General features: G+C 69.2%; 18 protein-coding genes and 2 riboswitches. Of the genes, 12 read left to right on the forward strand and 6 right to left on the reverse strand.

The features are described from left to right. Positions 1-28: 28 nt before the first annotated feature. The 5 genes from WS51_RS18760 to WS51_RS18780 all read left to right on the forward strand — a co-directional run bounded on the left by WS51_RS18760 (position 29) and on the right by WS51_RS18780 (position 5184). Positions 29-2278: a TonB-dependent siderophore receptor gene (locus tag WS51_RS18760; RefSeq protein ID WP_069229629.1), complete on the forward strand. Its 2250-nt coding sequence runs from the start codon at positions 29-31 to the stop codon at positions 2276-2278. Between the two features lie 89 nt (positions 2279-2367). Further along, complete coding sequence (locus WS51_RS18765) at positions 2368-3207, forward strand: formyltransferase family protein (protein ID WP_060330126.1); 840 nt, start codon at positions 2368-2370, stop codon at positions 3205-3207. Beyond that, complete coding sequence (locus WS51_RS18770) at positions 3207-4229, forward strand: GNAT family N-acetyltransferase (protein ID WP_069229630.1); 1023 nt, start codon at positions 3207-3209, stop codon at positions 4227-4229. Before WS51_RS18765 ends, WS51_RS18770 begins: the two co-directional genes overlap by 1 nt. A gap of 269 nt (positions 4230-4498) precedes the next feature. Further along, positions 4499-4765: a type II toxin-antitoxin system VapB family antitoxin gene (vapB, locus tag WS51_RS18775; RefSeq protein ID WP_059502004.1), complete on the forward strand. Its 267-nt coding sequence runs from the start codon at positions 4499-4501 to the stop codon at positions 4763-4765. Continuing rightward, positions 4762-5184, forward strand: coding sequence for a PIN domain-containing protein (locus WS51_RS18780; RefSeq protein WP_059502005.1), 423 nt, complete (start codon positions 4762-4764; stop codon positions 5182-5184). The genes vapB and WS51_RS18780 overlap by 4 nt, the downstream gene beginning before the upstream one ends. A 43-nt stretch (positions 5185-5227) precedes the next feature. Here WS51_RS18780 and WS51_RS18785 read toward each other — a convergent pair whose 3' ends face one another. Next, entirely contained in the window at positions 5228-6133 is a 906-nt protein-coding gene (locus WS51_RS18785) for a nucleotidyl transferase AbiEii/AbiGii toxin family protein (RefSeq protein ID WP_069229631.1), read from the reverse strand. Next, complete coding sequence (locus tag WS51_RS18790; RefSeq protein ID WP_059771045.1) at positions 6102-7169, reverse strand: type IV toxin-antitoxin system AbiEi family antitoxin; 1068 nt, start codon at positions 7167-7169, stop codon at positions 6102-6104. The genes WS51_RS18785 and WS51_RS18790 overlap by 32 nt, the downstream gene beginning before the upstream one ends. 358 nt (positions 7170-7527) lie before the next feature. On the opposite strand from WS51_RS18790, the gene WS51_RS18795 reads away from it, so the two are divergent. Together WS51_RS18795 and bamE are read left to right on the forward strand one after the other, a co-directional pair. After that, positions 7528-8691 (forward strand): M20 aminoacylase family protein, encoded by a 1164-nt coding sequence (locus WS51_RS18795; protein ID WP_059502012.1) that lies wholly within the window; start codon positions 7528-7530, stop codon positions 8689-8691. Between the two features lie 167 nt (positions 8692-8858). Next, on the forward strand, positions 8859-9398 hold the full coding sequence (gene bamE, locus WS51_RS18800) for an outer membrane protein assembly factor BamE domain-containing protein (RefSeq protein WP_059502183.1): 540 nt from the start codon (positions 8859-8861) through the stop codon (positions 9396-9398). 25 nt (positions 9399-9423) lie between these two features. Here the strand turns inward: bamE and WS51_RS18805 are convergent, their stop codons facing one another. Genes WS51_RS18805 through cobA form a run of 4 tightly spaced genes read right to left on the reverse strand, consistent with a single transcriptional unit; the run spans position 9424 to position 12492 of the window. Beyond that, positions 9424-10728, reverse strand: a complete 1305-nt coding sequence (locus WS51_RS18805; protein WP_069229632.1) for a cobyrinate a,c-diamide synthase — start codon at positions 10726-10728, stop codon at positions 9424-9426. Between the two features lie 3 nt (positions 10729-10731). Continuing rightward, on the reverse strand, positions 10732-11334 hold the full coding sequence (gene cobO / locus WS51_RS18810) for a cob(I)yrinic acid a,c-diamide adenosyltransferase (protein ID WP_059449682.1): 603 nt from the start codon (positions 11332-11334) through the stop codon (positions 10732-10734). A 34-nt stretch (positions 11335-11368) separates the two neighbouring features. Further along, positions 11369-11746 (reverse strand): cobalamin biosynthesis protein, encoded by a 378-nt coding sequence (locus WS51_RS18815; RefSeq protein WP_059449683.1) that lies wholly within the window; start codon positions 11744-11746, stop codon positions 11369-11371. Then, positions 11743-12492: a uroporphyrinogen-III C-methyltransferase gene (gene cobA, locus WS51_RS18820; protein WP_069230009.1), complete on the reverse strand. Its 750-nt coding sequence runs from the start codon at positions 12490-12492 to the stop codon at positions 11743-11745. Before cobA ends, WS51_RS18815 begins: the two co-directional genes overlap by 4 nt. 171 nt (positions 12493-12663) lie before the next feature. Next, positions 12664-12899, reverse strand: a riboswitch (cobalamin riboswitch). A gap of 124 nt (positions 12900-13023) precedes the next feature. After that, positions 13024-13284: riboswitch (cobalamin riboswitch) on the forward strand. Between the two features lie 187 nt (positions 13285-13471). Here cobA and WS51_RS18825 point away from each other — a divergent pair. From WS51_RS18825 to WS51_RS18845, 5 genes are all read left to right on the forward strand, one after another. Then, a complete protein-coding gene (locus WS51_RS18825; RefSeq protein ID WP_059449685.1) occupies positions 13472-14530 on the forward strand; it encodes a HoxN/HupN/NixA family nickel/cobalt transporter in 1059 nt (352 codons plus the stop codon). A 25-nt stretch (positions 14531-14555) separates the two neighbouring features. Beyond that, on the forward strand, positions 14556-15644 hold the full coding sequence (cobW, locus tag WS51_RS18830; protein WP_060136621.1) for a cobalamin biosynthesis protein CobW: 1089 nt from the start codon (positions 14556-14558) through the stop codon (positions 15642-15644). A 6-nt stretch (positions 15645-15650) separates the two neighbouring features. After that, on the forward strand, positions 15651-19466 hold the full coding sequence (gene cobN / locus WS51_RS18835; protein ID WP_069229633.1) for a cobaltochelatase subunit CobN: 3816 nt from the start codon (positions 15651-15653) through the stop codon (positions 19464-19466). Next, the gene (locus tag WS51_RS18840) at positions 19463-20551 is read left to right on the forward strand and encodes a magnesium chelatase ATPase subunit I (protein ID WP_069229634.1); all 1089 of its coding nucleotides are present in this window, start codon (positions 19463-19465) and stop codon (positions 20549-20551) included. Before cobN ends, WS51_RS18840 begins: the two co-directional genes overlap by 4 nt. A gap of 98 nt (positions 20552-20649) precedes the next feature. After that, positions 20650-21228 (forward strand): vWA domain-containing protein, encoded by a 579-nt coding sequence (locus WS51_RS18845; protein ID WP_236872370.1) that lies wholly within the window; start codon positions 20650-20652, stop codon positions 21226-21228. Positions 21229-21274 lie beyond the last annotated feature (46 nt).

The following is a 21274-nucleotide window of genomic DNA, read 5'->3' on the forward strand; positions in this document are numbered from 1 at the left end:
CCGCATCGAAAAAGTGGAGCAGAGAAAGATGGAGTGGGCAACAGGCACGCGGGTGCGTGCGATCGCGGCTGCGGCGAGCGTGGCGTTCGGGATGGCGGCAGGGCACGCATACGCCCAGACGGCGCCTGCCGTGAACGCGGGCGCGGTGTCGGCCGACAATGCGCGCAACGGCGCGGCGGCCAGTGCGCCGGCCGGCGCGCAGAACGGCCCGGCCGTCGGCACGCTGCCGGCGATCAACGTCAACGCGGGCTCGGAAGGCGACGGCACGGTCGGGCTCGTCGCGAAGCGCAGCCGTACCGGCACCAAGACCGATACGTCGATCAATGAAATCCCGCAGACGATCAACGTCGTCACCGCGCAGCAGATCGAGATGACCGGCGCGACCGACGTGAACGCGGCACTGCGCTACGTGCCCGGTTTCTCGTCGTACGGCTCGGACAACCGGTCCGACTGGTACGCGGCGTTGCGCGGCTTCACGCCGACCGCGTACGTAAACGGCCTGCAGGTGCCGAACACGCTGAACCTGTCGAGCTGGCGAGTCGATCCGTACATGATCGACAGCATCACCGTGCTGCGCGGGCCGACGTCGGTGCTGTACGGCGCCGGCGACCCGGGCGCGATCATCGACGTGCAGACCAAGACGGCCGACGGCGAGCGCGTGCGCGAAGCCGGCGTGCAGTTCGGCAACTACGCGCGCAAGCAGTTCATGATCGACGTCGGCGACAAGCTCGATGCGGACGGCAAGTATGCGTACCGGTTCGTCGGCGTCGCGCGCGACGGCAACGCGCTGACGGGCCCGAACAACGACCAGCGCGTCGCGCTCGCGCCGTCGTTCCGCTGGCGCCCGGACGCGGACACGTCGCTGACGCTGTCTGCCACGTACCTGCAGGACTGGGGCGACATCTCGTCGAACTTCCTGCCGGCGCAAGGCACGGTGCTGCCGAATCCGAACGGGCAGCTCGACAAGGACGTCTACGGCGGCGACCCGAACTTCAACTACTACCGCAAGAAGCAGTGGTCGCTCGGCTACCAGTTCGAGCGCAACCTGAATTCGATGTGGACGTTCCGGCAGAACGTGCGCTGGATGCACCTGTCGCTCGACAACGGCTCGGTGTTCGGCGCGGGCTTCGCCGACGGCAGCCTCACCGACATCAACCGCTGGGCCGGCGTGTTCCAGACGAACTACAGCCGCTTCGACATCGACAACAACCTGCAGGGCCGCTTCGGCACGGGGCCGCTCGAGCACACGCTGCTGCTCGGCTTCCAGTACAACCGGCAGACCGCGACCGACAGCGAATGGCTGGCCGCCGCGCCGACGCTGAACATCTACAACCCGGTCTACACGCCGGTCACGCTGTCGGTGTTCTCGCCGCCGAACACGACGTACCGCACCAACACGTACACGACGATGAACACGTTCGGGCTGTACGTGCAGGACCAGGTCAAGTGGAACCGCTGGACGCTGACGCTCGGCGGGCGCGAGGACTGGGTCAACCAGCGGATGGACGACCGCGAGGGCGGCACGCAGTCGAAGGCCGACATCACCGCGTTCACCGGCCGCGTGGGCCTCACGTACCAGGGCGATTACGGGCTGTCGCCGTACGTCAGCTACGCGACGTCGTTCAACCCGCTGATCGGCGTGAACCTGTACGGCGGCGGGCTGCCGCAGCCGACGCGCGGCAAGCAGATCGAGGCCGGCCTGCGCTGGCAGCCGCCCGGCAAGAACCTGATGCTGAGCGCGGCGATCTACCAGATCAACCAGACCAACGTGCTCACGTCGACGCCGCTCAATCTCGATCCGTCGGGCACGACGTCGGTGCAGACCGGCGAAGTGCGTTCGCGCGGGATCGAGCTGAACGCGACCGGCAAGCTCACGCGCAACCTGTCGTTGATCGCGTCGTACGTCTACCAGGACGTGAAGAACGTGAAGGCGAACGACGCGTCGCTGAACAACTGGCCGGTCGACATTCCGCGGCCGCGCCAGATGGCGTCGCTGTGGGCGGACTGGACGTGGCACACCGGGCCGCTGACCGGCTTCGGCCTGGGCGGCGGCGTGCGCTATCAGAGTGCGTCGGCCGGTGCGGCGGACAACTCGCTGACGGTATCGAGCTACACGCTGTTCGACGCGGGCGTGCATTACGACACGCGTAACTGGCGCTTTGCCGTGAACGGGACGAACCTGTTCAACCGCCACTACATCAGCGGTTGCCAGTCGACGAGCGTGTGCATTTTCGGTACCGACCGCACAGTGATCGCCACCGCGAAATACAACTGGTGACGCCGCGCGCCGCGGCGCGCCGGCCGGCCTTCGGGCCGGCCCGGGCGGGCCGCGGTGCCGCCGTCCGCTTCTTTCACGACGCCTCCTCCATGCCGAAGAAAAATCTCGTCTACATCCAGTCGCTGCGCAACGGTGCGGCCGATCGCGCCGGCCAGCCGGTCGCTTACCAGGGCGGCACGCGCTACATGAAGGCGCCGCTCGAATTCCTCGTCGAGCGCCTGAACGACTCGCCACTGGGCGAGCGCTATACGCTCCAGGGCGTGATCGTCGACGACGACGAAGGCTCGCCGGCCGACCGCGCGAAGCTCGCCGACTACGGCTTCGCGCGCACGCCCGGCCGCCCGTGGATCCTGCCCGACGGGCTGACCGTGCAGGGGCGGCCCGTCGACGAACTGTTCTGCACGATTGCGTCGACGTATCGCCGCCTGCCGCGCGATGCGCGCGAGCGCGTGACGGGCAAGCAGGCGTTCGAACGCCGCCTGCTCGAACGCCTGCTCGAACTCGACGCCGACGTGGTCGTGCTCGACGGCCTGCTCGTGATCCTCGACGAACTGGTGCGCCCCGGCGCACGCTTTCATCGCCGCATCGCGAACATCCACCCCGGCATCACGGCCGACGACTCGCCGTACCAGCGGCGCGGTGCATGGGCGACGCTCGACGCACTGCACGGCGCGCGCGGCGAACGGATCGACTGGGCGACCGGCACGGCCTCGCGCGTCGAAGCCGTGACAATGACGGGCGCTTCGTTCCACTACGTCGACAACGGCATCGACTCCGGCGAAGTGATCTGCGACGTGCTCGACACGCCGATCGCACCGGACGACACGATTCTCGAACTGCGCTGGAACAACTTCCAGCGCAGCCTGTTTCCGGCGCTCGAGCGAGGGCTGCACATCCTCGCCGACCGCCACGACGCGGGAGCACTGTGATGGACGACACGCTCACGAAACCGGCCGGCACGGCGGACGCCGTCGAAGGCGAGGTGGCCGCGGCCCTCGACGGCGCCGCTCGGGCGCAGGTGCAGTCGACGCCCGCCATCGAGCACGCATGCGACACGTGGCGGCCCGACGATGCGCCGGCCGCGCTGCTCGAGGCGTTCGTCGCGCTATTCAACACGGACACGCGGCACGAGGCGGCGACGGTGTCGGTGCCGCTCGGCGACGCCGATCCGGCGGCTGTCGCGTCCTACGTCGCGCGGGCGGTGCGCGAGGGCGTGATCGACGATGCGCGAATCGCGGGCGAGCGGCTGCGCCTCACCGCATCGCGCGCGACGTTCTGGCAGAACCCGCGGCCGTGGCTGAAGGCGCCCGCATCGGGCGGGATGCCGCTGCGCTACACGCTCACGAACGGCCATCGGCATCCGGTGCGGCCGCCGTCGCCGGCCGGCGAGATCTATGCGCGCTACATGCCGCAGGTCGGGATGACGTTCAGCCTGCGCACCGTCGATATCGATACGCATGCGCAGCTGTTCAGCGACTGGATGAACCTCGATCGCGTCGCGCATTTCTGGGATCAGCGCGGCACGCTCGACGAGCACGCCGCCTATCTGGCGGAGCGGCTCGCCGATCCGCACATGCATCCGATGATCGGCTATTTCGACGACACGCCGTTCGGCTATTTCGAGTTCTACTGGGCGAAGGAGGACCGCCTCGCGCCGTTCTACGACGCGCACGACTACGACCGCGGGCTGCATCTGCTGATCGGCGATTCACGCTTCCAGAGCGCGGGCAAGCTGCATGCATGGTGGAGCGGGGTGCTGCACTACATGTTCGTCGACGAGCCGCGCACGCAGCGCCTCGTCGGCGAGCCGCGCATCGATCACGTGCGGCATATCGCGTACATGCACCGGCTCGGGTTCTACACGCTGAAGGAGTTCGACTTCCCGCACAAGCGGGCTGCGCTCACCGTGATGGAGCGCGAGACATTCTTCGACACTTTCCGGTTGCCGTGACGGGATGCGGGCGCGAAGCGTCGATGCGTCGATTCGCCGGCGTCGGTGTTTCGCGCGACGGGAAGGGGGCACGCATCGGCCGTTCGGGATATGGATCGGGCGGGCGGCATGAGGAAGAATGGACCGCTCCCTCAACGCACACAGGTCGTGACGACATGGCAAGCAAATCCGCCACGGCATCGAGCGCGGTCCCCGGCTCGCATGCCTCGATATTGACATATGCCAGCATATGCCTAGAATGGGCGCATCGTACTCCCGTGGAGTGGCTCATGCGCACCGTTTCCATTTTCAAGAACGCCCGTAACCAGGCAATCCGCATCCCGAAGGACATGGAGTTCGAGGGTGTGACGGAACTCGAAATCCGCCGCGAGGGCGACACGCTGCTGCTGCGTCCGGTGCGGCCGACATGGCTGTCGCTGGCGAGCGAACCGCTGGCCGATGCCGACTTCCTCGCCGAGCGCCCTGCTGTCGTCGAAGCGGGGCGTTTCGACCTGTCCGGCACGGATGGCGACGCACCGACGGAGTCGGGCCGGTGACCACGCTCTACATGCTCGATACGAACATCTGCTCGTTCATCATGCGCGAGCGGCCGCCCGCGGTGTTGTCCCGGCTGCAGTCGTGCGTCAACGCGCAGCACCGGATCGTCGTGTCGTCGATCACCTATGCCGAAATGCGGTTCGGCGCGGTCGGCAGAAAGGCGTCGCCGAAGCATGCGGATCTCGTGGCGGCGTTCGTCGCACGACTGGACGGCGTGTTGTCGTGGGATACCGCGGCGGTCGATGCAACGGCCGCGATTCGCGCCGACCTTGCCGCACGCGGGACGCCGATCGGCGCGAACGATGCATCGATCGCCGGCCATGCGATCGCGGCCGGTGCCGTGCTCGTCACGAACAATGGACGCGAATTCAGCCGCGTCGCGGGGTTGTCGCTCGAAGACTGGACGGCTTCGGCTTAGGGCCGTGAACACGCGATGGCGTTGCGCTCGCAAGCGCTACACGTCACGCGCGAGGAGCGGGCGAATCCGCGAGAAAGGCGTCGCGGAACGCGTCGAGATACCGGTCGACGTCATCGCTGAATTCGCCCGGCAGCAGCGCGAACGCACGCGCCTGCAGATCCTGCCCGAGCGTCGCGTAGATCGTGGCGTCGGATAGCAGCGCGCGAATCGCATCGCGCGTTGGCGGCGACGCAATTCGCGTTGCATCGCGCGCCAGCAGCGCGGCCGCGGCCAGCTCGGGCTGGAAGCCGTGCTGCTCGAGCAGGTCGGGGGCGACGTCCCAGATACGCTCGCGATTGCCCGCGTCATGAAAATGCGTGAGCAGGAACAGCAAGTCGTACGCGTCGCTGTTCTGGCGCGCACGCCGGTCCTTCCACGCGAGCAACTTCAACAGCGCAAGGGCCGGCAGGCTCGCCACCGGCACCGCGATGTCGGCTGCGATCGACACGACCAGCGCCGAATCGACCGCCTCCTGAAAGCCGAGCACGTTCAGCACGAAATCACCGCCCGGCGGCCACGCGATTTCGCCCGGCGGCGCCTCGAGCGGCCCGAACGGCACGAGGTCGAGCTCGGTCCGAAAGCCTTGCGTCCCGCTGTCGAACAGCAGCTTCTGCCGATGCTTCGGCGCGCGCGCGAATTGCCCGGTCGCGACGAGCGCGTCGACGAGCCGTTCGTGAAACGGCCAGCTCACCGCGCATACCGCGACGTCGACGTCCCGCGTCGCACGCACCGGCCGGATGCCGTGGACATGCCACATCAGGATGTCGCGCGCGGTCGCGCCGGCGACGACGAATGCAGCGTCGAGCTGCGCGCAGGCCGCCCGCACCGCCTGCAGCAACGCGATCGCTGCCGGCTCGATCGGCCGGCGCGCGTCGACTTCAAGCGGGCGGGTGGGTGAGGTATCGGTCATGGATGTGTTCGGCGGCGGCAAGGTTGCGGCTGTCTCCGGACGAGACGAGATCCGCGTAGATCAGCAGCGGCGGCACGAGCGGCACGTCCTGCTCGCGCCAGTCGAGCACCGCCGACGGCGGCCAGAATGCTTCGAGCAGCTCGACGTCGCCGCGCTCGTCCGGGCGCAGGCGCGCCTGGAGCAGCAGGCGGTTCGTCGCGGCGCCGTGCGTATAGACGGTGATCGCGGCCGGCTTCAGGTCGTGCGTGAGCAGGTCGGCCGCGGGTTCGCCACCGAGCCGCGCGTCGAAGGCCGCGAAATCGAAGCCGTGCCACCAGTCGGGCGCGAGCGCGGCAAACCGCCGGCTCGGCAATTTCGCACGCAGGCGGCTCGGGTACAGCGCGACCCATTCCTGCACGAAGCGCGGCCAGTCGGGAAACGAGCGCTCGCCGTTGCGCCGCTGCGCGATGAGACCGCGTGCGATCAGGTCGTCCATCGCGAGATTGACCGTGCCGAGCGCGACGCCCGATGCGGCGGCGATCGCCCGCAGCGGTTGCGCGACGAGGCTCGGCTGCGTCGCGAGCGCGAACATCACGGCGAGCCCCTTGGGCGTCGTCGCGCGCGATGTCTGCCGGCGCGGCGGGCGTGCGGGTTTGGGCCGGCCGGTGATCATCACCGTTGCCTCCGGCTGGATCAGGCACGCGTTGCCGGCAGTATCGATGAACGGGATGTCGTGCTCGATCAGGCGGGCGGCCAGCTCGGCCGAAAAATACGGTGCGACCAGCATCAGCGGCCGCTCGGCGCGCGCCGGACGCGCGCGTCGGCGTAACGCGGCGAGTGCGCCCTGCAGCGACTCGACGCCGACGCTCACGACCGCCGGCATCTCGACGGTCTGCCCGGCTATGCCGAAGCGGATCATCGCGTCGGCATGCGCGCTGTATGCGGCCGGCATGCGCACGGGCCGCGCGTTGAAGCGGCGGGTTGTGCGTTCGAACGCGGCACAGGCTTCGTCGAGCACGTGCTGTTCGGACATCGGCAGGGGCGCGTTCTTGGGCATCGATGAGGAGGGTTTGTTCACTTTTTTGTTAGCGTACACAAAAAATGTACACGCGTCAAAAAATGAACATGAGCTCTCAACCCATTGATGTGACGGAATTATTCCGGAATGACGAACGGCGATCAACGGGTACTCCCGTCTGAAAAATCGAGACTGAACATAAGGTGAGTGTCGCGAATCCCGAGCGCGGCCGGCAGTCGGCCGAATGGCTGGTTGCCTCCGCAGCACGCTTCATCGTAGGCCCGACGATCGTCCGGCAACCCGAGGTTGTCACCATGACGACTTTCTGTCTGTTCGGTTGCCGATCCACCGACTATCCTTGCCTGCACATTCCCCGCGGAACCCAGGAGACGACACCGTGACGCACAGCGTGATCCCCGCAGGCCTCGCCGACGAAATGATCGAGATCCGGCATCGCATCCATGCCCACCCGGAGCTGGGTTTCGAGGAATTCGCGACGAGCGATCTCGTCGCCGGGCAATTGCAGGCATGGGGCTACACGGTGCATCGCGGGCTCGGCGGCACGGGCGTCGTTGCGCAGCTGAAGGTGGGCGACGGCAAGCAGCGCCTCGGCCTGCGCGCCGACATGGACGCGCTGCCGATCCACGAATCGACCGGCCTGCCGTACCAGAGCACGATCCCCGGCAAGATGCACGCGTGCGGCCACGACGGCCACACCGCGATGCTGCTCGCGGCCGCGAAGCACCTGGCGCGCGAGCGCCGCTTTTCCGGCACGCTGAACCTGATTTTCCAGCCGGCCGAGGAGGGGCTCGGCGGCGCGAAGAAAATGCTCGACGACGGCCTGTTCGAGCAGTTTCCGTGTGACGCGATCTTCGCGATGCACAACATGCCGGGTTTCCCGACGGGCAAGTTCGGCTTTCTGCCGGGGCCGTTCATGGCGTCGTCGGACACCGTGATCGTCGACGTGCAGGGGCGCGGCGGCCACGGCGCGGTGCCGCACCGGGCGATCGACCCGGTCGTCGTGTGCGCGCAGATCGTCGTCGCGCTGCAGACGATCGTGTCGCGCAACGTGTCGCCGCTCGACATGGCGATCGTCACGGTGGGCGCGATCCACGCGGGCGAGGCGCCGAACGTGATTCCCGACCGCGCGCAGATGCGCCTGTCCGTGCGCGCGCTGAAGCCGGAGGTGCGCGACCTGCTCGAGACGCGTATCAAGGAAGTCGTCCATGCGCAGGCGGCGGTGTTCGGCGCGACCGCGACGATCGACTACCAGCGCCGCTACCCGGTGCTCGTCAACGATGCGGCGATGACCGCGTTCGCACGCGACGTCGCGCGCGAGTGGGTCGGCGAAGCGAATCTCATCGACGGGATGGTGCCGCTCACCGGCAGCGAGGATTTCGCGTTCCTGCTCGAGAAACGGCCCGGTTGCTACCTGATCATCGGCAACGGCGACGGGGAGGGCGGCTGCATGGTGCACAACCCCGGTTACGACTTCAACGACGCCGCATTGCCGACCGGCGCATCGTACTGGGTCAAGCTGGCCGAAACGTTCCTCGTGTGACGTCGCCGCGCATCGGCGCGGTCGCCGCCCGGTACGCGCCAACCAGGCCGTGAAACCGGGCGCGCAGGATGCACGCGAATTTGACGCTCCTTGACATCGACGGGACGACCCGCGTGCTACGCTGCGCGCGACGCCGAATCGGCTCGATGAATACAGGTGTGGACGACATGCGAAAACAGTTTCTGACCGTGCTGACGGCCTGCGCGGTCGGCGTTCTGGTGGCCGGGTGCGACGACCAGAAAGTGGCCGACGCGGTGAACGCGATCAAGCCTGATCCGATGGCGTTCGGCAATCTGCAGCCGGGCATCTCGACGACCGAGGACGTGCTGCGTCAGGCTGGCAAGCCCGAGATGGTCAGGCAGGGCGAGGACGGCTCGCAGCGGTTCGAGTACCCGCGCGGCCCGTACGGCACGAGCACGTACATGCTCGATTTCGGGCCGGACGGCCGGCTCGTGTCGATCACGCAGGCACTGACGGCGGCGAACATCGCGAAGGTCGTGCCGGGAATGTCGAAGGACGATGTGCGCCAACTGCTCGGCAAGCCGACCGAGGTTGCGCAATACGCGCTGAGTCATGAAGAAGTGTGGAGCTGGCACTGGGCCGAGGGCGGCGTATCGGGCGACGCGATGTTCAACGCGCATTTCTCGCCCGATGGCACCGTGATCCGGACTTCACGCTCGGAAGCGCCGGGCCGCGAAAAGCCCTGACATCGCCGCAACCGGCGGGTGGTCGTCAGAATGCCGTGCCGCCGAACAACGCGGCCGCCATCTCCGGATTCGACGGCCAGTACATGTGCATGTACGTCGCGACGATCGGGCCCGCGCGATAAACGGCTTCACCGCTGCCTCGCGCGCCGTCGGGCCGCGCAGCGGTCGCCACCGGCGCCAGCGGCGTATCCAGCCGCGAATAGTGAAACGTATGACCGCGCATCGGCCCGGTGCGCGTGTCCAGCGCCTGCATCCCGAGCGCCGCGAACCGGCGCTGCATCGTCGCATGGCCTGACAGCAGCCCGAGCATCGGCGTCGTCGTACCGTCCACATCGGTCAGCGATTCGCACAGATACACCATTCCGCCGCATTCCGCGACGATCGGCCGGCCGGCTGCCGCGTGCGCGCGAATCGCGCGCGCGGTCACGGCATTCGCCGCGAGCGTCGCCGCATGCAGCTCCGGATAGCCGCCCGGCAGGAACAGCGCATCGCAATCGGCGGGCACGGATTCGTCGGCAAGCGGCGAAAAGTACCGAAGCTGCGCGCCGAGCGCATCGAGCAGCGCCAGATTCGCCGGGTAGATGAACGAGAACGCCGCATCGCGCGCGATCGCGATCCGCTTGCCGGCGAGCGCACGCGGCAGCGGGGCGCGCACGTCCGGTGCCGCGAACGAAACGACGGGCGGCAATTCGGCGAGCGCCGTCTGCGCGAGCACGTCGGCCGCACGCTCGAGCCGCGCATCGAGGTCGTCGATGTCGGCCGGCTGGTGCAGGCCGAGATGGCGCTCCGGCAATGCGATGCCCGCATCGGCCGGCACGTGCCCGAGCCAGCGCAAGTCGTTGGGCAACGCCTGCCGCAGCAGTTCCGCGTGCCGTGCCGACCCGACGCGGTTCGCCAGCACGCCGTGAAACGGCACCGCAGGACGGAACCGCGCGAGGCCGAACGCGATCGCCGCGAACGTCTGCGCCATCGACTTCGCGGCAATCACCGCGACGACCGGCACGCCGAACGCGACTGCGAGATCGGCACTGCTCGGCGTGCCGTCGAACAATCCCATCACGCCTTCGATCAGGATCAGGTCCGCGTCGCGCGCGGCATCGGCGAGCAGTTCACGGCAGCCGGCTTCGCCGACCATGCCGAGATCGAGCGCGTGCACGGGCGCGCCGCTCGCGCGTTCGAGCAACATCGGATCGAGAAAATCGGGCCCGGTCTTGAACACGCGCACGCGCCGGCCGAGCCGCCGGTGCAGCCGCGCAAGCCCGGCCGTCACCGACGTCTTGCCCTGGCCGGATGCGGGCGCGCTGACGAACAGCGCGGGGCAGGCCGGCATCGCTCAGAACTCCACGCCCGGCTGCGCCTTCACGCCTTGCTCCTTGTACGGATGCTTGACGAGCCGCATTTCGGTGACGAGATCGGCCGCATCGATCAGTGCATCGGGCGCATGCCGGCCGGTGACGACGACGTGCACCGCATCCGGCCGGCCAACGAGCGTCGCAAGCACTTCGTCGAGCGGCAGGTATTCGTACTTCAGCACGGTGTTCAGCTCGTCGAGGATCACCATCCGGTACTCGCCGCTCTCGATCATCCGGCGTGCCGCGTCCCAGCCCTTGCGGGCGGTCGCGATGTCGGCGTCGCGGTTCTGCGTGTTCCACGTATAGCCGTCGCCCATCGTCACGAAGTCGCACTGCGCGACCGCGCCGAGGAAGTCGCGCTCGGACGTGTGCAGCGCGCCCTTGATGAACTGCACCACGCCGAGCCGCATGCCGTGGCCGAGCACGCGCACGGCCATGCCGAACGCGGCCGTGCTCTTGCCCTTGCCGTTGCCCGTGTTGACGATCAGCAGGCCCTTTTCCTGCGTGGCGGCAGCCTGCTTCTTTTCATGGCCGGCGCGGCGGCGTTCGGCCATCCGCTGATGGGATTCGGCATCGGTCTTCATCGGGAATCGTCCTGTCGAAAGGGAAACAATGGGTTCAGAGCGGGCCGGCGAGCGCGACCGTCACGCCGCCCAGGATGGATTTGGGACCAAGCAGCCGGCCCTGCGGCGCCGCGAGCCGCGCGCACGGCTCGGCCACGCCCGCGACGCCGAAACGCGCGAGCGCGGCAGCCGACGGGCCGCTCAATGCCGCGTCGGCACATTGCGCGAGCCGCGCCGCGTCGAACGCGACGAGCGGCCAGCCGCGCCGTGCGCACAGCGTGCGCAGCGGCCGGGCCCGCGCCTTGTCGGCGAGGGTCGCGACGACGGCCGGTTCGGCGCCCGGGTAATGCGCCAGCGCCGCGCGGATCGCGGCATCGAGTTGCGCGGCCGTCACGCCCGCGCGAAAACCGATGCCGAGCGCGACGCGCATCATGCGCGACCGCCGAGCGCCGCGCGCACGGCCAGATCGTCGGCGAGCGCCGCGACGCGGCCGATCACGACGATCGCGGGCGAACCGATACCGGTCGCGCCCACGCGCTCGACGACGGTGTCGAGCGTCGCGAGCACGTGCCGCTGCCCGTCACGCGTCGCGTTCTCGATCGCCGCGCACGGCATGTCGCCGGGCACGCCGCCGTCGCGCAGCGCGGCAACGATCGCGTCGAGCCGGCGTATGCCCATGTAGATCACGATCGTCATCCGCGTCGCGGCCAGCGCGCGCCAGTCGGGCTCGTCGGCCCCCGCGCCGTGACCGGTGACGAAGATCACGCCCTGCGCGTCGCCGCGATGCGTGACCGGAATGCCGAGCGCGGCCGGGGCCGCGATGCCGGCCGTGATGCCGTTCACGACCTCGACCGGGAAACCCGCCGCGCCGAGCGCAAGCAGTTCCTCGCCGCCGCGGCCGAACACGAACGGATCGCCGCCCTTGAGCCGTGCGACGCTGCGGCCCGCGCGCAGGTGCGCGAGCATCGCGGCGACGATCACTTCCTGCGGCGTCGACGCATGGCCGCCGCGCTTGCCGACGTGCTCGATGCGCGCGTCGGCGCGCGCATGGCGCAACACGTCGGGATTCACGAGGTCGTCGACGAGCAGCACGTCGGCCGCGGCGATCGCGCGCACGGCCTTCAGCGTCAGCAGTTCGGCGTCGCCGGGGCCGGCGCCGACGAGCCACGCGCGGCTCATCGGACGCGGCACGGCGCGCACCGTGTCGTGGCAGTGGAAAGGAGAGGGCGAGCGGCGCAGCGGCGGCCGGTGGACAGGCAAGGCATGATGGATCGGGCGAAGCCCGCGCGAACGCGGGCGGCAAGCGCACCTCATCCGTCCCCCGCGGATCGGGCGTTTCGGCGAGCGGCGGGCTCGCCCCTTGCGTCGGCCGGTATCCGGGCTGGCCGCTTGCCAGGCCGCAGCCTTCCCGCCCGTTGAAGGGCAGTGGCATCGCGGGCGGCCTGGGCGCGTGCGGGGGGAACCGCGCGCGCGGGCGGCGTACCGTTGCGGGGACAGCACAGGCCGGGCGGACTTCCGCCTCCTGTTTCCCGTTTAACTGCGTGCGCGCAATGCGCATGCGAGCACCGAACGCGGCGCATACGATAGCACAGCGCCCGGCCCGCGCGAACCCGCCACGCGGGCGTCGCAAGCACGCCAGGCACGATGCCGCGGCCGTGCCGCACGCGCCGCGGCGGCCCGTTTTGCCTTGACGCTCCCCGCACCGCCGCCTACACTCGCACGCGTTTTGGTGCTCGCGCGCGCTGTTCCGGCGCGTGCAGTTAAACGGGAAACAGGGAGCCTGCCTGCACCGCAGTCGAGCCAACCTGTGCTGCCCCCGCAACGGTAAGCGAACGCATCGCCCAGCGCGATGCAGCGCCGCTTCGCCGCATGCCTGCCGCATGCGGACGACCGCCACTGGATGCCGCGCATCCGGGAAGGCGAAGCGGCGTGTTCGTCAGCCCGGATACCGGCCAGAACGTGGGGTTCAGCGCCGCGGGGAGGCGGCGCATCGTCCACGGCCGCACCACGCCCGACGCCCGAACGCTGCCCGCTTCCTCCGCCGACCCGCCAGCCGCAGCACGTGCGCGGGCGGGGGCAAGGAACGGCCAGCGGTGCAGGCGGGGCCGGCGACGGCCGTGTTGGCATTCATCATGTCGACCGTTCGCAAAGGAGCATCATGCTCGACTCGTTCTTCCGTCTGTTCAACGACAGCTCATCCGGGCTGCGCGGCAAAATCGTCGCGATCTATTCATTGCTCGTCGCATTCAACGTCGGCGCGTGGATCTGGGCCTTCGTCGCGTTTCGCGACCAGCCCGTGCTGCTGGGCACCGCGCTGCTCGCCTACGTGTTCGGCCTGCGCCATGCAGTCGACGCCGACCACATCGCCGCGATCGACAACGTCACGCGCAAGCTGATGCAGGAGGGCCGCAGCCCGCTCGGCGCGGGCCTGTTCTTCTCGCTCGGCCATTCGACGGTGGTGATCGTGATGTCGGTGGCCGTCGCGCTGACCGCGGCGTCGCTCGCGCGCTTCGAGAGCATGAAGACCTGGGGCGGCGTGATCAGCACGAGCGTATCGGCATTCTTCCTGCTCGTGCTCGCGGCCGCCAACCTGCTGATCCTGATTTCCGTCTACCGGACGTTTCGCGCGGCGCGCCGCGGCGAGACGATTGTCGACGCCGACCTCGACATGCTGATGAACCAGCGCGGCGTGCTGGCCCGCCTGTTCCGGCCGTTGTTCCGTCTCGTGTCGCGCAGCTGGCACCTGTATCCGGTCGGCTTCCTGTTCGGCTTCGGCTTCGATACCGCGACCGAAATCGCGTTGTTCGGCATCTCGGCCACGCAGGTGCAGGGCGGCCTGTCGTTCTGGTCGGTGATGGCGCTGCCCGTGCTGTTCACCGCGGGCATGACGCTCGTCGACACGACCGACGGCATCCTGATGATGGGCGCGTACCGCTGGGCGTATGTGCGGCCGATCCGCAAGATCTACTACAACATGACGATCACGTTCGTGTCGGTGCTGGTGGCCGCGCTGATCGGCGGCATCGAGGTGCTCGCGCTGCTCGCGGACAAGCTGTCGCTGCAGGGGCCCGTGTGGGATTTCTCGACGATGGTCGCATCGCATTTCGGGATGCTCGGCTATGTCGTGATCGGCCTGTTTCTCGCGTGCTGGATCGTGTCGGCCGCGATCTACCGCCTCAAACGCTATGACGAGATCGACGTGACGCTCTCGGCCTGACTTCCAATTCGACACAGGATCCACCATGACCTTACGCAAGCTTCCCGTCACGATCGTCACGGGCTTTCTCGGCAGCGGCAAGACCACGCTGATGCGCCACATCCTGCAGCACGCCGCAGGCCGCCGAATCGCGGTGATCGTCAACGAATTCGGCGAGCTCGGCATCGACGGCGAAATCCTCAAGGGCTGCGGCATCGGCTGCGAGGACACGGACGGCGCGCAGGGCGAGGCATCGGGCCAGCTGTACGAGCTCGCGAACGGCTGCCTGTGCTGCACCGTGCAGGAGGAGTTCTATCCGGTGATGGAAGCGCTCGTCGAGCGCCGCGCCGACATCGACCACGTGCTGATCGAGACGTCCGGCCTCGCGCTGCCGAAGCCGCTCGTGCAGGCGTTCAACTGGCCGTCGATCCGCAACAGCTTCACGGTCGACGCGGTCGTGACCGTCGTCGACGCTCCGGCCGCCGCGAGCGGCCAGTTCGCCGAGAACCCGCAGGCCGTCGACGCGCAGCGCCGCGCCGATCCGAACCTCGACCACGAATCGCCGCTGCACGAACTGTTCGCCGACCAGCTGTCGTCCGCCGATCTGGTGATCGTGAACAAGGCCGACCTCGTCGCCGACGCGCAGTTTGCCGAAATCGAAGCCGCGATCCGCGAGGAAATCCCGCCGCAGGTGAAGATCGTGCGCGCCACCCGCGGCGAACTGGACGTCGCGATGCTGCTCGGGCTCGAATCGGCGTCGGAGGAAACGATCCATCTGCGGCACGACCATCACGGCTCGGCCGACGACGGCGATCACGACCATCATCACGACGATTTCGACTCGGTGGTGGTGTCGGGCGATGCAGGCACGCGCGAGGCGACGATCGCCGCGCTGCAGCGTGTCGTCGAGACGCACACGATCTACCGCGCGAAAGGCTTCGCCGCGCTGCCCGATGCGCCGATGCGTCTGGTGATCCAGGGCGTCGGCCGGCGCTTCGACAGCTACTTCGACCGCCGCTGGCAGGACGGCGAGGCGCGTGAGAGCCGCTTCGTGCTGATCGGCGAGGACCTCGACGCGGCCGCGCTGCAGCGCGCGTTCGACGCCGCGTGCGCGGCCGACCTGCAACAGGCGTAACGCGCGATGCATCTGTTGCGCACCACGCCGGGCGGCTTCGTCGACGATACGCAGGGCGTCGTCCGGATCGACCAGCAGCCGGCCGACATCGTGATTCTGAGCTCGGCCGACACGACGCTGTCGCTGCTGGCCAGCGTCGTGCCGAAACTGCCTGCCGGCTTCCCGAGCGTGCGGCTTGCGAACGTCACGTTCCTGCGGCAGCCGGCGTCGGTCGACTTCTACGTCGACGACGTGCTGCGTCACGCGAAGACGGTCGTGATCGACCATCTCGGCGGCGAAGCATACTGGCCGTACGGGATCGAGCAGGCCGTGTCGCTCGCGTCGAAGCGCAGGCAGCAGCTCGCGATGTTCTCGGGCGACCTGCAGGAAGACCCGAACCTCGTCGCGAAAAGCACGGTCGCGCCGGATCTGTGCCGGCTGTGGTGGCGCTATCTGCGCGAAGGCGGGATGCACAACGCCGAAGCGCTGCTGCGCAGCATCGCGTTTCATACGCTCGGTTTCGGCGATGAACCCGAGCCGCCGCGCCCGCTGCCGGCCGCTGCGCTGTATCACCCGGTGCGCGACCCGGCGAGCATCGACGACTGGCGTTCGCGCTGGACGCCCGGCGCACCTGTCGTCGCGATCCTGTTCTATCGCGCGCACTGGCAAGCCGCGAACACCGCCGTGTTCGACGCGCTGGCCGATGCGCTCGTGCGCGAAGGGCTCAATCCGCTGCCGATCGCGGTCACGTCGTTGAAGGATGCGGTGAGCCGCGAGGTCATCACGCAGCTGTGCGACACGCACCGCGTCGCGCTCGTGCTGAACACCACCGCGTTCGCGGCCGGCGCGATCGACAGCCCGGAGCCCGACGTGCTCGCCGGCGATGCACCGGTGCTGCAGGTGATCCTGTCCGGCGGCAATCGCGACGCGTGGGTGGCCGACAACCAGGGGCTGCACGCGCGCGACATCGCAATGCACATCGCGTTGCCCGAGGTCGACGGGCGCATCGTCACGCGCGCGGTCAGTTTCAAGGGGCTCGCGTATCGTTGTCCACACACCGAAGTCGACGTCGTGCGCTATCAGCCGGATGCCGAGCGGATCGCGTTCGTCGCGGCGCTCGCGCGCGGCTGGTGCCGGCTGCGCACGCTCGACAACGCCGACAAGCGCATCGCGCTGATCCTCGCGAACTATCCGCAAAGCGAAGGGCGGATCGGCAACGGCGTCGGGCTCGACACGCCGGCGTCCGCGCTGCGCGTGCTGGCCGCGCTGCGCGATGCCGGCTATGCCGTGGCCGACCTGCCGGCCGACGGCGACGCGCTGATCGCGCGGCTCACCGAAGGCGTGACCAACGATCCGGCCGTGCGCGCGTTACGCCCCGCGTTCCAGAGCTTCGCGCTGGCCGATTACGTCGCACGTTTCGCGCGGCTGCCGGCCGCCGTGCGCGACGCGCTGAACGCGCGCTGGGGCCCGCCCGAAGCGGACCCGACGCTGCGGCAGGGGCGCTTCACGATCGCCGGCTGGCGTGCGGGCAACGTGTTCGTCGGCATCCAGCCGTCGCGCTCGCGCGGCGAAAACGACTACGCGAGCTACCACGATGCCGAGCTCGTGCCGCCGCACGCGTATCTCGCGTTCTATTTCTGGCTGCGCGATGCGTTCGGCATCGACGCGGTCATTCACCTCGGCAAGCACGGCAACCTCGAATGGCTGCCGGGCAAGAGTGTCGCGCTGTCCGATGCGTGCTGGCCGGACCTGACGCTCGGGCCGCTGCCGCATCTGTATCCGTTCATCGTCAACGATCCGGGCGAGGGCAGCCAGGCGAAGCGCCGCGCGCAGGCGGTGATCGTCGATCACCTGATGCCGCCGCTCACGCGTGCGGAAAACTACGGCCCGCTGCAGGATCTCGAACGGCAGGTCGACGAATACTACGAAGCGCTGATGGTCGATGCGCGGCGCGCGAAGCTGCTGCGCAAGACGATCCTCGCGACGATCGCCGAACACCGTCTGCACGACGAACTGAGCGTGTCGCCGCCGCGCGATGCCGGCGACGAGGATGCGCTGCTCACGCGCGTCGACGCGTGGCTGTGCGAATTGAAGGAAGCGCAGATTCGCGACGGGCTGCACGTATTCGGCGTGTCGCCCACCGACCGTCAGCGGCGTGACACGCTGCTCGCGCTCGCGCGTTTTCCGGTCGGCGACGGCAAGGGCGAACGCGCTGGACTGATCGGCGCGCTTGCGCGCGATCTCGCGCTCGGCGACGATTTCGATCCGCTCGCGGCCGACTGGGCCGCGCCGTGGACGGGCCCGCGGCCGGCCGTTCTGCAGGCGCTCGACGCGTCGCCGTGGCGCCATGCCGGCGACACGCGCGAGCGGCTCGAACGACTCGCCCAGGACTGGCTCGACGGGCTGTGCGCGGCTGCTTCCGGCGCGACCGGCGCCGATGCGGGCCCAACGCCGCCGGGCCACTGGCCGCGCACGCTCGCGGTGCTCGAACGCGTGCGCTCGACACTTCTGCCGGCGCTCGACGCATGCGGCGGCGAGGAACTGCGCCAGCTGCTGCGCGGGCTCGACGGCCGTTTCGTGCCGCCGGGGCCGAGCGGCTCGCCGTCGCGCGGCCGGCCCGACGTGCTGCCGACGGGCCGCAACTTCTATTCGGTCGATACGCGCGCGGTGCCGACGCAGGCCGCGTGGTCGCTCGGGCTGAAATCCGCGCAGCAGCTGATCGAACGCCATCTGCAGGATCACGGCGACTATCCGCGCGCGATCGGGCTGTCGGTGTGGGGGACGGCCACGATGCGCACCGGCGGCGACGATATCGCGCAGGCGTTCGCGCTGCTCGGCGTGCGGCCGAAATGGGCGCACGGCAGCCATCGCGTGACCGACTTCGAGATCCTGCCGATCGAGATCTTCGACCGGCCGCGCATCGACGTGACGCTGCGCGTGTCGGGCTTCTTCCGCGATGCCTTCCCGAACCTGATGCACCTGTTCGACGCGGCCGTGCAGGCCGTTGCCGCGCTGGACGAACCCGAGGCGCTGAACCCGATCCGCGCGCGCGTCGAGCGCGAACGCGCGAAATGGATCGAGCAGGGCGTGGCGCCGGACGAGGCGCGGCGTCGTGCCGGCTGGCGCGTGTTCGGCGCGCGGCCGGGCAGCTACGGCGCGGGCCTGCAGGACCTGATCGACCAGCGCCGCTGGCAGACCGACGCCGATCTCGCCGATGCGTACCGCCAGTGGGGCGGCCACGCGTACGCGCAGAACAGCGCCGGCGACGCCGCGCCCGACGTGTTCGGCGAACGGCTCGCGACGATCGACGTCGTCGTGCAGAACCAGGACAGCCGCGAACACGACATCCTCGATTCGAACGACTACTACCAGTTCCAGGGCGGGATGACGGCTGCCGTGCGCCACCTGTCCGGGCAGCAGCCGAGCATCTACCACGGCGACCATGCGAACCCGGTCGCGCCGAAGATGCGCACGCTGCGCGAGGAAATCGCGCGCGTGATCCGCTCGCGCGTCGTCAACCCGAAGTGGCTCGACGGCGTAAAGCGCCACGGCTACAAGGGCGCGGCGGAAATGGCCGCGACCGTCGACTATCTGTACGGCTATGACGCGACCGCGCGCGTGCTGTCGGATCACCAGTACGCGCTCGTCGCCGACGCGTATCTGTTCGACGACGACACGCGCGCGTTCCTCGAACGACACAACCCGAAGGCGCTGCACGGCATCTGCGAGCGCTTCGTCGAAGCGATTCAGCGTGGGCTTTGGCAGCAGCCGGGCGAGTATCGCGAGCGCATCGAAGCGGTCTGGCTCGACAGCGAACAATTTCAGGAAGGAGGACGGCGATGACCGATCCGACGACGCATCGCGCGCGCGCGGTGTTCCCGTTCGCGGCGCTCGTCGCGCAACAGCCGCTGCAGCAGGCGCTGCTGCTCGCGGCGATCGACCCGTCGCTCGGCGGCGTGCTCGTCAGCGGGCCGCGCGGCACCGCGAAATCGACCGCCGCGCGCGCGCTCGCCGAACTGCTGCCCGAAGGCGCATTCGTCACGCTGCCGCTGTCGGCGAGCGACGAGCAGGTCACCGGCACGCTCGATCTCGCCCATGCGCTCGCCGAAAACGGCGTGCGCTTCCGGCCCGGCCTGCTTGCGCGCGCGCATCGCGGCGTGCTGTACGTCGACGAGGTGAACCTGCTTGCCGACGGTCTCGTCGATACGCTGCTCGACGTTGCCGCGAGCGGCGTGAACGTGGTCGAGCGCGATGGCGTGTCGCATGCGCACGACGCGCGTTTCGTGCTGGTCGGCACGATGAATCCCGAGGAAGGCGAACTGCGCCCGCAACTGCTCGACCGCTTCGGGCTGATGGTCGAGCTCGAGAACTGTTTCGACGCCGCGCAGCGCGAGCAGATCGTGAAGGCGCGCCTCGCGTTCGATCTCGACCCGGACGCGTTTCGCGCACGCCACGCGAGCGCACAACGCGCACTCGGCGATGCGATCCACGCGGCGCGGGCACGGTTGCCGGCGCTGGATTTCGACGACGCGGTTCACGCGCGCGTCAGCGCGCTGTGCATCGCCGCGGCAGTCGACGGCCTGCGCGCCGACCTCGTGATGCTGCGCGCCGCGCGCGCGCTCGCGGCGCTGGAGCAAGCCGAAGCGGTGACGGTGTCGCACGTCGAGCGCGTGGCGGACGCGGTTTTGCGGCATCGGCGTCATGCCGGTGCGCCGCCGCCGTCAGGGGCGTCGCAGTCGAATGCCGAAGGCGTCGGCAACCGCGACGGCCGAACGCCGCCGGACATCAGCCCGCAGCCCGATCGTTCGCCGGACGCCGCACGTGGCGATGCGGCGGCGTCGCAAGGCGACTGGGGCTACCTGCCGCCCGAGCCGGCCGGATTGCGTGACGTGAAGAGCGTGGTGCCGCTGCCGCTAAAAAAACGCTGAGCCATCGAGCCGCCGCCGCCGCGAATGCCATTCGCGGTCCTCGATGGCAGCCAGGCGCTGTCGCGCGCGTACCCGGGACGGTGCGTGCCGGCACGGCCGTGGCATGGCCGGCGACACTCGCCGCGAAGCGCGGCGGCACGCTGCACGCCAGCCATCTGCGCTTCCGCAAGCGAGCCGGCACACCGCGCGCACTGCATTGCTTCGTGCTGGACTGCTCGGCGTCGATGCTGTCGCACGACCGGCTCGCGCTCGCGAAAGGCCTGATCGTCGCGTACTTCGATCAGGCCGCGCGCAACCGCGTGGAAACCGCGCTGATTTGCTTCGGCGGCAACGGTGCCGCGCGGCGCTTCGGCCCGGCCGTGCCGCGCTGGTGGAACGCGCGCTGGCTCGAACCGGTGGACGGCGGCGGCGGCACACCGCTCGCGGACGGCATCGCGGCGGCCGCGCAATTGCTCGCGGGCGCCGCGCGCCGCACGCCGGATCAACAGCGCTGGCTTTGGGTGCTGTCCGACGGTTGCACCCGCGAAACGCCGCCGAGACCGGCTGCCGCCGATCACGTCACGTTCGTCGACTTCGACGACGCGGCCGTGCGAATCGGGCAGGGCAGGCGGCTAGCCGACGCATGGGGCGCGCAATGGACGACGGCCGCGTTACTGTGCCCGGGGCTGCCCGACTGACCGCCCGTGCGCGGCGATCGGCGGTGCCGCGCTATGATCGCCGTTT

It is taken from the genome of Burkholderia territorii (assembly GCF_001718335.1).
GTDB classification, from domain to species: Bacteria; Pseudomonadota; Gammaproteobacteria; order Burkholderiales; family Burkholderiaceae; genus Burkholderia; species Burkholderia territorii.

Excerpts from the sequence above, each read along its gene's own strand:
- WS51_RS18760 (WP_069229629.1), top strand. The coding sequence starts at position 29 with ATGGAGTGGGCAACAGGCACGCGGGTGCGTGCGATCGCGGCTGCGGCG.
- WS51_RS18765 (WP_060330126.1), top strand. The coding sequence starts at position 2,368 with ATGCCGAAGAAAAATCTCGTCTACATCCAGTCGCTGCGCAACGGTGCG.
- WS51_RS18770 (WP_069229630.1), top strand. The coding sequence starts at position 3,207 with ATGGACGACACGCTCACGAAACCGGCCGGCACGGCGGACGCCGTCGAA.
- vapB (WP_059502004.1), top strand. The coding sequence starts at position 4,499 with ATGCGCACCGTTTCCATTTTCAAGAACGCCCGTAACCAGGCAATCCGC.
- WS51_RS18785 (WP_069229631.1), bottom strand. The coding sequence starts at position 6,133 with ATGACCGATACCTCACCCACCCGCCCGCTTGAAGTCGACGCGCGCCGG.
- WS51_RS18790 (WP_059771045.1), bottom strand. The coding sequence starts at position 7,169 with ATGCCCAAGAACGCGCCCCTGCCGATGTCCGAACAGCACGTGCTCGAC.
- bamE (WP_059502183.1), top strand. The coding sequence starts at position 8,859 with ATGCGAAAACAGTTTCTGACCGTGCTGACGGCCTGCGCGGTCGGCGTT.
- WS51_RS18805 (WP_069229632.1), bottom strand. The coding sequence starts at position 10,728 with ATGCCGGCCTGCCCCGCGCTGTTCGTCAGCGCGCCCGCATCCGGCCAG.
- cobO (WP_059449682.1), bottom strand. The coding sequence starts at position 11,334 with ATGAAGACCGATGCCGAATCCCATCAGCGGATGGCCGAACGCCGCCGC.
- WS51_RS18815 (WP_059449683.1), bottom strand. The coding sequence starts at position 11,746 with ATGATGCGCGTCGCGCTCGGCATCGGTTTTCGCGCGGGCGTGACGGCC.
- cobA (WP_069230009.1), bottom strand. The coding sequence starts at position 12,492 with ATGAGCCGCGCGTGGCTCGTCGGCGCCGGCCCCGGCGACGCCGAACTG.
- WS51_RS18825 (WP_059449685.1), top strand. The coding sequence starts at position 13,472 with ATGCTCGACTCGTTCTTCCGTCTGTTCAACGACAGCTCATCCGGGCTG.
- cobW (WP_060136621.1), top strand. The coding sequence starts at position 14,556 with ATGACCTTACGCAAGCTTCCCGTCACGATCGTCACGGGCTTTCTCGGC.
- cobN (WP_069229633.1), top strand. The coding sequence starts at position 15,651 with ATGCATCTGTTGCGCACCACGCCGGGCGGCTTCGTCGACGATACGCAG.
- WS51_RS18840 (WP_069229634.1), top strand. The coding sequence starts at position 19,463 with ATGACCGATCCGACGACGCATCGCGCGCGCGCGGTGTTCCCGTTCGCG.